General features: G+C 65.2%; 7 protein-coding genes and 1 pseudogene. All 8 read left to right on the forward strand.

From position 1 onward, the window contains the following. Positions 1 to 57: 57 nt before the first annotated feature. The 8 genes and pseudogenes from trpB to pyk all read left to right on the forward strand — a co-directional run bounded on the left by trpB (position 58) and on the right by pyk (position 12572). A complete protein-coding gene (gene trpB / locus AABD04_RS10925) occupies positions 58 to 1329 on the forward strand; it encodes a tryptophan synthase subunit beta (protein ID WP_279395849.1) in 1272 nt (423 codons plus the stop codon). Further along, the gene (gene trpA, locus AABD04_RS10930) at positions 1326 to 2129 is read left to right on the forward strand and encodes a tryptophan synthase subunit alpha (protein ID WP_243594934.1); all 804 of its coding nucleotides are present in this window, start codon (positions 1326 to 1328) and stop codon (positions 2127 to 2129) included. Before trpB ends, trpA begins: the two co-directional genes overlap by 4 nt. After that, positions 2126 to 3148 (forward strand): prolipoprotein diacylglyceryl transferase, encoded by a 1023-nt coding sequence (gene lgt, locus AABD04_RS10935; protein WP_341441184.1) that lies wholly within the window; start codon positions 2126 to 2128, stop codon positions 3146 to 3148. Before trpA ends, lgt begins: the two co-directional genes overlap by 4 nt. Further along, entirely contained in the window at positions 3141 to 4049 is a 909-nt protein-coding gene (locus AABD04_RS10940; protein WP_341441185.1) for a TM2 domain-containing protein, read from the forward strand. Before lgt ends, AABD04_RS10940 begins: the two co-directional genes overlap by 8 nt. Positions 4050 to 4092: 43 nt before the next feature. Then, positions 4093 to 4683, forward strand: a pseudogene (locus AABD04_RS25160) (TM2 domain-containing protein); the annotation flags it as partial. Positions 4684 to 4949: 266 nt separating this feature from the next. Further along, the gene (gltB, locus tag AABD04_RS10950) at positions 4950 to 9533 is read left to right on the forward strand and encodes a glutamate synthase large subunit (protein WP_341443013.1); all 4584 of its coding nucleotides are present in this window, start codon (positions 4950 to 4952) and stop codon (positions 9531 to 9533) included. Then, on the forward strand, positions 9526 to 11031 hold the full coding sequence (locus AABD04_RS10955; RefSeq protein WP_341441186.1) for a glutamate synthase subunit beta: 1506 nt from the start codon (positions 9526 to 9528) through the stop codon (positions 11029 to 11031). The genes gltB and AABD04_RS10955 overlap by 8 nt, the downstream gene beginning before the upstream one ends. Positions 11032 to 11153: 122 nt before the next feature. Further along, the gene (gene pyk / locus AABD04_RS10960) at positions 11154 to 12572 is read left to right on the forward strand and encodes a pyruvate kinase (protein ID WP_243594930.1); all 1419 of its coding nucleotides are present in this window, start codon (positions 11154 to 11156) and stop codon (positions 12570 to 12572) included. Positions 12573 to 12617: the final 45 nt, after the last annotated feature.

Below are 12617 nucleotides of genomic sequence, written 5' to 3' on the forward strand. Positions count from 1 at the left end.
AGCAATTCTTCTTCCATCACGGACGCCCCAGCGGCAGTCCGTTTCAAGGGCGCTGATCTGCCGCAGAGCAGCATCGGCCTCACCGATCGCAGCGCGCACGAGCCCGATGTCGGCGGCCATTTCGGTGTCTACGGCGGCAGATTCGTGCCCGAGGCATTGATGGGTGTGATCGAGGAAGTCACCGCCGAGTACGAGAAGGTGCGCAGCGACAACGAGTTCCTCGGCGAACTCGACCGACTGCAGCGCGATTACACCGGTCGCCCCTCGCCGGTGTTCGAGGCGACGCGGTTGTCCGAGCACGCCGGCGGCGCTCGAATTCTCCTCAAGCGAGAAGACCTGAATCACACCGGTTCTCACAAGATCAACAACGTGCTCGGGCAAGTTCTCCTCGCGAAGCGAATGGGCAAGACTCGTGTCATCGCGGAGACCGGTGCCGGTCAGCACGGCGTCGCGACCGCCACGGCCTGTGCCCTGATGGGTCTCGACTGCGTCGTCTACATGGGTGAGGTCGACACAGAGCGTCAGGCCCTCAACGTCGCCCGGATGCGTTTGCTCGGGTCGGAGGTCGTCGCAGTGAAGTCCGGTTCACGCACGCTCAAGGACGCCATCAACGAGGCGCTGCGCGACTGGGTCACCAACGCGGACAACACGTACTACTGCTTCGGCACCGTCGCCGGGCCCCACCCGTTCCCGGTCATGGTGCGCGATTTCCAGCGCATCATCGGCCTCGAAGCGCGGCAGCAGGTGCTGGCGTCCACGGGCAGGTTGCCCGACGCCATCGCTGCCTGCGTCGGTGGTGGCTCCAACGCAATCGGTATCTTCCATGCCTTCATCGACGACGCCGACGTGCGACTGATCGGTTTCGAGGCGGCAGGAGACGGCGTCGAGACCGGTCGCCATGCCGCGACCATCAGCGGTGGAACCCCGGGAGCGCTGCACGGCGCGTACTCCTACCTGCTGCAGGACGAGGACGGTCAGACCGTCGACTCCCACTCGATCTCAGCAGGATTGGACTACCCGGGCGTCGGTCCTGAGCACTCGTACCTGCACGACATCGGGCGGGCCGAGTATCGCGGAATCACCGATACCGAAGCGATGAACGCCTTCAAGCTGCTGTGCCGTACCGAGGGCATCATCCCGGCCATCGAGTCCTCGCATGCCATCGCCGGCGCTTTGACCCTCGGGAAGGAATTGGGTGAAGGCGCGATCATTCTGGTCAACCTGTCCGGCCGTGGCGACAAGGACGTGGACACCGCAGCCGAGTGGTTCGGTCTGATCGACGGAGCCGGCGAAGCGAACGTGGACGACGAAGCAGGTATCAAGCCATGAGCAACAACGACTCCCGCCTCTCGGGTACCTTCGCGCAGTGCCGTGCCGACGGCCGCGCAGCACTCGTCGGATACCTCCCCGCCGGCTTTCCCACGGTGCCGCGATCGGTCGAGGTGTTCAAGACGATGGTCGACGCCGGATGCGACATCGTCGAGGTGGGCATTCCGTATTCCGATCCGGTGATGGACGGTCCCACGATCCAAGCCGCAGCCGATGTGGCGCTGCGGGCCGGGGCCCGAGTCAAAGACGTCTTCGCCGTCACCGAGCAGGTCGCTGCAGCGGGCGGAAAAGCGGTCGTCATGACCTACTGGAACCTGGTGCTCAAGTACGGCATCGAGAACTTCGCTCGCGACCTCGCCAACGCGGGTGGGCTCGGAATCATCACCCCGGATCTCATTCCCGACGAGGCGAAGGAGTGGATCGAGGTTTCCAACCGCTACGAACTCGACCGAATCTTCCTCGTCGCCCCGTCGTCCACCGAGGAGCGGCTCGTCAGCACCGTCGAGGCCAGTAGCGGTTTCGTCTACGCGGCCTCGACCATGGGCGTCACCGGTGCCCGCGACGCGGTGTCCTCGATGGCACCCGCGTTGTCGGCGCGTATCCGCGAACACTCCGACATTCCGATCGGCGTGGGGCTCGGCGTTCGGTCGGGAGCCCAAGCTGCCGAGATCGCGAAGTATGCCGATGCGGTCATCGTCGGTTCGGCCCTGGTGACGGCCGTCGACAAGGGACTCGATGCAGTGCGCGACCTGACGACGGAACTCGCCGAGGGTGTCCGTTCCGCTAACGTAGCGTCGTGACTTCGACCGCGATCCTGGCCTACATTCCCAGCCCGCCGCAGGGGGTGTGGCACGTCGGACCGCTGGCTCTGCGGGCCTATGCCCTGTTCATCATCATCGGCATCGTCGTGGCGGTGGTGTGGGGTGATCGACGCTGGGTGGCCCGAGGTGGAACCAAGGGCACAGTGCTCGACGTCGCAGTCTGGGCCGTCCCGTTCGGCCTGCTGGGCGGGCGTCTTTACCACGTGGCAACCGACTGGAAGACGTACTTCGGTCCCGGCGGAAACCCGATCGAGGCGTTGTACGTCTGGAACGGCGGCCTGGGGATCTGGGGTGCGGTGTTCCTCGGCGGCGTCGGTGCCTGGATCGCCTGCCGTCGACGTGGAATCCCGTTGCCTGCCTTCGGTGACGCCGTCGGCCCACCGATTCTGCTGGCCCAGGCGATCGGGCGCATGGGCAATTACTTCAACCAGGAACTGTACGGACGCGCCACCACACAGCCGTGGGGTCTGGAGATCTACGAGCGGGTCGACGCCGACGGACGGCTGGATCCACTCAACGGTGTCTCGACCGGGTTCGTGGAACGAGTCGTGCACCCGACGTTCCTGTACGAGCTGTTGTGGAGTGTCGCGATCGTCGTCCTGCTGGTTCTCGTGGACCGCAAGTACAGGATCGGCCACGGTCGACTGTTCGCGCTGTACGTCGCCGGATACTGCGCCGGACGGTTCTGGGTGGAACTCATGCGCGACGATTTCGCCACCGAGATCGCCGGGATACGCATCAACAGCTTTACCTCCGCCATCATCTTCGTGCTGGCGCTGGCCTACGTCGTGATCGCAACCAAGGGCCGCGAAGAGCCTGCGACATTGAGGTCCAACGACGACGAGGATCGCACGAGCGAGGCGGCAGCCGAGGGCATCTCTGCGGATGGCTCGCCCCGGACATCGGTCCACGACACCACGGACGCAGACGCCGTCGATGCGCAGCCCGTTCAGGCGTCCGACAAGAAAGCCGAGGAAGAAGGCAGTACGCGTGGTTGATTTCGACAAGACCCCTCATTCCGAGCCGGAACCGAGTTCCAGCACTGCCGATTCGAGCGACAGCGAGTCCACGCCGACCGCGTCGTTCGGCACGCCGTTCGATTACGACGCCACCGCCGAAGCATCGCTGTCGGAACCGCCCGGCACCTCGGAGTCCGCACCGTCACACGGCCCCACCGGCCCCACCGGGCCTGGCTGGGACACGTACTCCGGCGTCGGAAACGGACCCGGTTGGTCCAGCACGCCGAGCTACCCGGCTCCGAGCCCGGACGGCAGTACCGACAATCCGCTCGGTGGCTTTCCGGCACCCCCCGGTTACCCACAGCAGGGATACGGCCAGCTGGGGTACGGGCAGCAGAGCTACGGCCAGCAGGGCTATTCGCAGCAAGGTTACGGCCAGCAGGGCTACCCGCAGCAGGGCTACGGCCAGCAAAGTTACGGGCAGCAGGGCTATTCGCAGCCGAACTACCCCCAGCAGGGCTACCCCCAGCAGGGCTACGGTCAGCAGGGCGGCCAGTATGGCTACGGCCCGCAGGCCTACGGCCCGCAGGGCTACGGCGTACCCTCTGGCTACCAGGGTGGATCCGCGTTCGGTGTAGGTCCCGATGCACCGTACGGGCGTGATCCGGTGACCGGCGAGCCGCTGTCGGACAAGTCCAAGATCGTCGGCGGCCTGTTGCAGATATTTCTCGGTTGGTTGGGTGTCGGTCGTTTCTACCTCGGCAGTATCGGCATCGGCGTCGCACAACTGCTGGTGTTCTTCTTCGGGGTGCTACTCACCGCAGTGTTCGGCCTCGGACTCATAGTGTTGTTCGGGCTGTTCGTCTGGCATCTCGTCGACGGCGTGCTGATACTGGTGGGCAATGTGACGGACCCTCAGGGGCGAAAGCTGAGAGACTGATCCCCCTGCTGGTACTGCATCGAAAGTAAGGGAGCTCGACGTGAGTGACTCCGGTACATCGTCTTCGGACGGCTCGTCGAGCGACGGAACCCCTCCGTCGGAGCCGACCATCTCGTTCGACAAAGGCTCCGCCTCAGGACCGGGTCCCGTGTACGGCGCACCCGACCCGAACTACACCACCCCGAATTACGGCAACGACCAGGGTGGGCAGTTCGGATCCACTCCCGGTGCCGGTTACCCACCGCCCGCCGATTCGAGCCAGTACGGTGCGCCACCGCCACCGCCATATGCGGGCGGACAGTACGCAGGTCCCCAGTACGGCGGTCCGCAGTACCCAGGTCCCCAGTACGCAGGTGGGCCCGGATACATGGACCCGATGGCTCCGTACGGTCGGCATCCGGTCACCGGTGAGCCGTTCTCGGACAAGCAGAAGCTGACGGCAGGTCTGCTCGGCATCCTCTTGGGCGCGTTCGGAGCCGGCCGCTTCTATCTCGATCAGCCGGGCATCGCGGTGGCGCAGATCGCGGTCACGTGGCTCACCTGCGGTATCGGCGGAATCTGGCCGTTGATCGACGGCATCATGATGCTCACCGGCAGCGTGCGTGATCAGCACGGTCGACCGTTGCGCGACTGACGATCGCATTCGTCACAGCCGACATTCGTGATTGCATCGATGCAGTTGCCAGCTGCTACGATTTCGCCATCCGGGAGCGTTCCCGGATTCTTTCGCGGGCCAGAGCTGTCCCGGTGAATTCCCGATAGGCCGTTCGATTCGGCTCGTCCGACCGCTCCGGTCGACTCGAGCCGACCCGCCGGCGGGGTTGCCGAGACTCTCGGTGCAGGGTCGACGACACTGCGCCGCATTCACGCACCCCACCGGCCTATGTGGAGGTGATCGTGGTGCTGTTTTCTCGGATGCCTGCGGAGCAAGGTCTGTACGACCCGAGCTCGGAGAAGGACTCCTGTGGCGTGGCGATGATCGCCGACATCGCGGGTCGCCGCTCCCACGCGATCGTCGCCGACGGGGTTCTGGCATTGGAGAACCTGGAGCATCGTGGAGCTGCCGGTGCCGAGCCCAACAGTGGTGACGGTGCGGGAATTCTGATTCAGCTGCCCGTCGAACTTCTCGACTCCCTCGCGCCGTTCGATCTGCCCGCGGCCGGTGCCGACGGTGACAACACGTTCGCAGCCGGAGTCTGTTTTCTCCCGCAGGGCATCCGTGAGCGGGCGATCGCGATCGAGCGCGTCGAATCCATTGCGGCGGAAGAGGGTCTGGACGTCCTGGGCTGGGTTCCCGTCGAGGTCGATCCCGATCGCGCCGACGTCGGCCTCACCGCCCTCGGCTGCATGCCGTACATGAGCTACCTCTACGTCACCGCCCCCGAGGTCGACGGTACGCGTCCGGCCGGTCTCGCCCTCGACCGTCTCGTGTACGGACTGCGCAAGCGTTCCGAGCGGGTCACCCCTGAGATCGAGGCCGAGGGGTCGGGGCTGTTCTTCCCGTCGTTGTCCTCGCGCACCATCGTCTACAAGGGCATGCTCACCACGATGCAGCTGCCGCTGTACTTCCCGGAACTGCGTAACCCATTGTGCAAGAGCGCCATTGCCATCGTGCACAGTCGCTTCTCGACCAACACGTTCCCGTCGTGGCCGCTGGCGCATCCGCATCGCTACGTTGCGCACAACGGCGAGATCAACACCGTCAAGGGCAACCGAAACCGGATGCGGGCTCGCGAAGCGCTGCTGTCGAGCGACCTGATCCCCGGGGACCTGGAACGTTTGTTCCCTATCTGCAATCCCGATGCCTCGGACTCGGTGTCCTTGGACGAGGTGCTCGAACTGCTGCACCTCGGTGGGCGCAGCGTGCCGCACGTGGTGATGATGATGGTGCCCGAGCCGTGGGAGAACCACCGCACGATGGATCCACGGGTACGGGCGTTCTATCAGTTCCATTCATCGATGATGGAGGCCTGGGACGGTCCGGCCTGCGTGACCTTCACCGACGGCAGCTATGTCGGAGCTGTGCTGGACCGCAACGGGCTTCGGCCCGGCCGCTGGTGGCAGACGGCGGACGGCCGCGTGATCCTCGCGAGTGAGGCAGGCGTGCTCGACGTGCCCCAATCCGAGGTCGTCGCCAAGGGGCGCCTCGAGCCCGGAAAGATGTTTCTGATCGACACCGTCGCCGGGCGTCTGGTGCCCGACGAGGAGATCAAACTCCAACTGGCAACCGAACATCCGTACCAGGAGTGGCTGCACGCCGGCCTGCTCGAGATCAAGAGCCTTCCAGAGCGTGCTCACATTCAGTACAACCACGACTCGGTGGTGCGCAGGCAGGTCGCCTTCGGATACACGGAAGAAGACCTGCGCGTCGTACTGACGCCGATGGCCGCATCCGGCGGCGAACCTCTGGGTTCGATGGGTACCGATACCCCTGCCGCGGTGATGTCGCAGCGGTCGCGTCAGCTCTACGACTACTTCATCGAACTGTTCGCCCAGGTCACCAACCCACCACTGGATTCGATCCGCGAGGAAATCGTGACCTCGCTCGCGCGGGTGATGGGTCCGGAGCAGAACCTGCTCGAGCCCACTGCGGCGTCGTGCAGGCAGATCGTGTTGCCGTGGCCGGTGCTCGACAACGACGAGCTCAACAAGATCATTCACATCAACGACGACGGAGACCATCCCGGACTGTCGGCGACGGTACTGCGGGGCCTGTACGAGGTCGAGCGCGGCGGCGAGGGTCTCGCCGAGGCCATCGAGGAGTTGCGCGCCCGGGCTTCGGAGGCGATCGCTGCGGGTTACACGACGCTCATCATCTCCGATCGCGATTCGGATCACACTCGGGCCCCGATCCCGTCGTTGCTGGCCACCTCGGCCGTGCATCACCACCTGGTTCGCACGAAGGAACGCACCAAGATCGCGCTCGTCGTCGAATCCGGTGACGCGCGCGAGGTGCACCACCTGGCGCTGCTGATCGGTTTCGGTGCCGCAGCCGTCAACCCGTATCTGGCGATGGAATCGATCGAGGATCTGGTCGGCGAGGGCGAATTGACCGGAGTCGAACCGACGATCGCCGTACGGAATTACCTGTACGGACTCGGTAAGGGCGTACTGAAGGTGATGTCGAAGATGGGCATCTCGACCGTCGGGTCCTACACCGGCGCACAGGTTTTCGAAGCCGTCGGTCTCGATCGCGAGGTCGTGCGCGAGTACTTCAAGGGCACGGTCAGCAAGCTCGGCGGCGTCGGTCTCGACGTGCTCGCCGAGGAGGTCAAACTGCGACACCGCAGGGCGTACCCCGAGAATCCGACCGACCGCGTCCATCGTCGGTTGGAGATCGGCGGCGAGTACCAGTTCCGCCGCGAAGGCGAGCTGCACCTGTTCACCCCCGAGACGGTGTTCCTGTTGCAGCATGCAACGCGTACCGGTCGATACGACGTGTTCCAGAAGTACACCGACGAGGTGGACCGGCTCGCTCGCGAAGGCGGTGCGCTGCGCGGTCTGTTCGAGTTCAAGGACGGTGTCAGGCCGCCGGTTCCGCTCGACGAGGTGGAATCGGTCGAGTCGATCGTCACGCGGTTCAACACCGGCGCGATGAGCTACGGATCCATCTCCGCCGAGGCGCACGAGACGATGGCCGTCGCGATGAACAACCTCGGCGGACGGTCCAACTCCGGCGAGGGCGGCGAGGATGTCGACCGGCTCTACGATCCGAGGCGGCGCAGTGCCGTCAAGCAGGTCGCCAGTGGTCGGTTCGGCGTCACCAGCGACTATCTGGTCAACGCCACGGACATTCAGATCAAGATGGCGCAGGGTGCCAAGCCCGGCGAGGGCGGTCAGCTGCCCGGATACAAGGTGTATCCGTGGGTGGCCAAGACCCGACATTCGACGCCGGGGGTCGGCCTGATCTCGCCGCCACCACACCACGACATCTACTCGATCGAGGATCTCGCACAGCTGATCCACGATCTCAAGAATGCCAACGAGAACGCACGCGTCCACGTCAAACTCGTCAGCTCCGTCGGCGTCGGCACGGTGGCGACGGGCGTCAGCAAGGCGCACGCCGACGTCGTCCTCATCTCGGGCTACGACGGCGGAACCGGTGCGGCACCGTTGACCTCGCTCAAGCATGCAGGAGCTCCGTGGGAGATCGGCCTGGCCGACGCGCAGCAGACGTTGGTACTCAACGGTCTTCGTGATCGCATCACCGTGCAGTGCGACGGCGGCATGCGCACCGGACGCGACGTCATCGTCGCGGCGCTGCTCGGCGCGGAGGAATTCGGATTCTCGACGGCCCCGCTGATCGTGGCGGGGTGCATCATGATGCGCGTCTGTCATCTCGATACCTGCCCGGTCGGTGTCGCGACCCAGAATCCTGAGCTGCGTAAGCGGTTCACCGGCAAGCCCGAGTTCCTCGAGGACTTCTTCAAGTTCATCGCCGAGGACGTGCGACAGTATCTCGCGCAGCTCGGCTTCCGAAGTATCGACGAGGCGGTCGGTCGCGCGGACGTGCTCGAGACCGCAGCGGGTGTGGCGCACTGGAAGAGCAAGGGCCTCGATCTCGCTCCCATCTTCGCGATGCCTGTCGACCGGCACGGTGCCCCGATGACGCAGCGTCGACGCCTCCGCGCGCAGGATCACGGTCTCGATCTCGCGCTGGATCGGACGCTGATCCAGTTGGCCGAGGGAGCGCTCGAGGACGCCCATCCGGTGAAGCTGGAACTGCCGGTACGCAACGTCAATCGCACTGTCGGAACACTTCTGGGCTCCGAGGTCACCCGGCGCTACGGCGCGGGCGGATTGCCGGACGACACCATTCGCATCGCGTTCACCGGATCTGCGGGTCAGTCGCTCGGGGCCTTCCTGCCGCCGGGGATCACCATCGACCTGGTCGGTGACGCGAACGACTATGTGGGCAAGGGATTGTCGGGTGGCCGAATCATCGTGCGTCCTGCCGAGGATGCGCCGTTCGTCGCCGAGGACAACGTGATCGCAGGCAACACGATTCTGTACGGTGCCACCTCGGGCGAGGTGTACCTGCGCGGTAAGGCGGGGGAGCGGTTCGCGGTCCGCAACTCGGGCGCGATCGCGGTCAACGAGGGCGTGGGCGATCACGCGTTCGAATACATGACCGGCGGTCGTGTCGTGGTTCTAGGCCCGACCGGTCGCAACATGGCGGCGGGGATGTCCGGTGGTATCGCGTTCGTCCTCGGTCTGGATCCGGCCGACGTCAACATGGCGATGGTCGAACTGCAGGTGCCCGACCCGGACGATCTCGCGTGGCTGCGCGAGACCGTCGAGAAGCACCTGCGCTGGACCGGTTCCACCGTCGCGACCTCGTTGCTGGCCGACTGGCCCCGCCGGTCCGCACTGTTCACCAAAGTCATGCCCGTCGACTACCAGCGGGTGTTGGAAGCGACAAGAATGGCACGCGCCGAAGGGCGCGACGTCGATGCTGCGATCATGGAGGCTGCACGTGGCTGATCCACAGGGGTTTCTGAAAGTCGTCAAACGGGAGGCCGCCAAGCGTCCGATCGGCGAGCGTGTCAAGGACTGGAACGAGGTGTACTCGCACCAGCCGACGAGCGAGCGGGCCGCCGAGGTCTCCGATCAGGCACGTCGCTGTATGGACTGTGGTATTCCGTTCTGTCACTCGGGAACTGCAGGCTGCCCGCTGGGAAATCTGATTCCCGAGTGGAACGACCTGGTGCGCCGCGACCGCTGGGATGCGGCCAGCGACCGACTGCATGCCACCAACAATTTTCCGGAGTTCACCGGGCGGGTGTGCCCGGCACCGTGCGAATCGGCCTGTGTCCTCTCGATTTCCGAGGCGGCCACCGGTGGCAGCGTCACGATCAAGCGCGTCGAGCAGACGATCGCGGATCTGGCCTGGGAGGGCGGCAGTGTCGTTCCGCAGCCACCGACGATCACCACCGGCAAGCGCGTCGCCGTCGTCGGATCGGGTCCTGCGGGATTGGCTGCGGCGCAACAGCTCACGCGCGCCGGGCATGACGTCACCGTGTACGAGCGAGACGATCGGCTCGGCGGATTGCTGCGCTACGGCATCCCCGAGTTCAAGCTCGAGAAGTCGGTGCTCGATCAGCGCCTCATGCAGATGCGGGCCGAAGGAACGCATTTCGTCACCGATTGCGAGGTCGGGATCGACTTCACCGTCGAGCAACTACGCGAATCGTTCGACGCGGTCGTCTTGGCGGTCGGAGCTCTACGGGCCCGCGACAATGCCGAGGTCATCGGTCGCGAACTCGAGGGCATCCACCTGGCCATGGAGCATCTGGTGCCGTCGAACAAAGAATGCGAGGGCGACGGCCCCACCTCCATCTCCGCTGCGGACAAGCACGTGGTCATCATCGGCGGCGGTGACACCGGAGCAGACTGCCTGGGAACGGCCCACCGACAGGGTGCTGCATCGGTCACGCAACTCGACTACAACCCCGCGCTGCCCGGGGCTCGCGACGACGGTCTCTCACCGTGGCCGTCGTGGCCCCTGGTGCTGCGCACCTCACCCGCGCACGCCGAGGGTGGCGTCGTGCGACATCAGGTCGCGGTCCAGCGATTCCTCGGTGACGAGCGCGGGCACGTTCGTGCCATGGTGCTCGCCGAGGTCGAGGTGCAGCGCGACGCCGACGGTCGACGCATCGTCACGCCCATCGGGGAGGAGGTCGAATTGCCCTGTGATCTGGCGTTGTTCGCCATCGGTTTCGAGGGCGTGGAGCTCGGTCCGTTGCTCGACGAGTACGGCCTGACACCGACCAAGCGGGGCGCGCTCTCGTGTGGTCCGGACTGGCAGACCACAGCACCCGGAGTATTCGTGTGCGGGGATGCGCACCGTGGTGCGTCGTTGGTCGTGTGGGCGATTGCGGAGGGTCGATCGGCGGCCCACGGAGTCGACGCTTTCCTCACCGGACACTCGGAATTGCCGTCGCCGGTACACCCGACCGCACTACCCCTGGCGGTCGTGTGACCCCCGTCTCTGAACCGGTACAGACCCTCTCAGCAGCAAGGTAGCGTGGCTACCGATCGGTAGTATTCCGGTGGAGTCGTCTGCGATAGAGAACGCGGCGTCCAGCGGCTAGGCTCGCTTTCGTGAGCCGACGTACGAAGATTGTCTGCACCCTTGGACCCGCAACCGCAACCACAGAGCGCATCCGTGAACTCGTCGAGAGTGGCATGGATGTCGCACGACTGAACTTCAGCCATGGTGATCACCCCGATCATCAGGCGAACTACGAGAGGGTTCGCGCAGCATCGGACGCCACCGGCAAAGCCGTGGGCATTCTGGCCGACCTGCAGGGACCGAAAATTCGTCTCGGGCGTTTCGCCGAGGGCTCGACCACCTGGGCGGCGGGCGAGCTGATCCGCATCACTGTCGAAGAGTGCGAGGGCACTCACGACCGGGTGTCGACCACGTACAAAGAGCTGGCCCAGGACGCCAGGGAAGGCGACCGCCTGCTCGTCGACGACGGCAAGGTCGGCCTCGTGGTCACCGGTGTCGAAGGAAACGACGTGTTGTGCCGTGTCACCGAAGGTGGACCGGTCAGCAACAACAAGGGCGTGTCCCTGCCGGGCATGGACGTCTCCGTTCCCGCCATGAGCGAGAAGGACATCGCGGACCTCGAATTCGCCCTCGCTCTGGGATGCGACTTCATCGCGCTGTCGTTCGTTCGCTCGCCCGCGGACGTCGAACTCGTGCACGCCGTCATGGATCGTGTCGGCCGCCGAGTTCCCGTCATCGCCAAGCTCGAGAAGCCCGAAGCCGTCGACAATCTCGAAGCCATCGTGCTCGCCTTCGACGCGATCATGGTTGCCCGCGGTGACCTCGGTGTCGAGTTGCCCCTCGAGCAGGTTCCGCTGGTGCAGAAGCGCGCCATCCAGATCGCCCGCGCCAACGCCAAGCCTGTCATCGTCGCGACCCAGATGCTCGAGTCGATGATCGAGAACTCCCGCCCGACGCGCGCCGAGGCGTCCGACGTCGCCAATGCCGTGCTCGACGGTACCGACGCGGTCATGCTGTCCGGTGAGACTTCGGTGGGCAAGTACGTGATGGAAACAGTGCGGACCATGGCCCGCATCGTCGAGACGGTCGAGACCGAGGGTGACAGCGTTCCTCCGCTGACCCACGTGCCGCGCACCAAGCGCGGCGTCATCTCCTACGCCGCCCGTGACATCGGCGAGCGTCTGGACGCGAAGGCTCTCGTTGCCTTCACGCAGTCGGGAGACACCGTTCGACGGTTGGCTCGCCTGCACACCAAGCTTCCTCTGCTCGCCTTCACCTCCATCTCCGAGGTTCGCAGTCAGCTGTCGCTGAGCTGGGGCACCGAGACGTTCCTGGTCCCCGATGTGGGCTCGACGGACGCGATGGTCAAAGAGGTCGACAAGGCGCTGCTCGAACTCGGTCGGTACAACAAGGGCGATCAGGTCGTGATCGTGGCCGGTGCCCCTCCCGGCACAGTAGGCTCGACCAACTTGATCCATGTGCACCGAATCGGAGAAGAGGACCGGTAAGTGGTCGAAGCGGGGGGAACCGGCGTCAGCGAAAGCGCGTCGAGC

The sequence above is a fragment of the Rhodococcoides navarretei genome, assembly GCF_038069675.1.
Taxonomy (GTDB): Bacteria; Actinomycetota; Actinomycetes; order Mycobacteriales; family Mycobacteriaceae; genus Rhodococcoides; species Rhodococcoides navarretei.

Bases quoted from the DNA above. Each gene is read 5' to 3' on its own strand.
- trpA (WP_243594934.1), top strand. From the start codon at position 1,326: ATGAGCAACAACGACTCCCGCCTCTCGGGTACCTTCGCGCAGTGCCGT.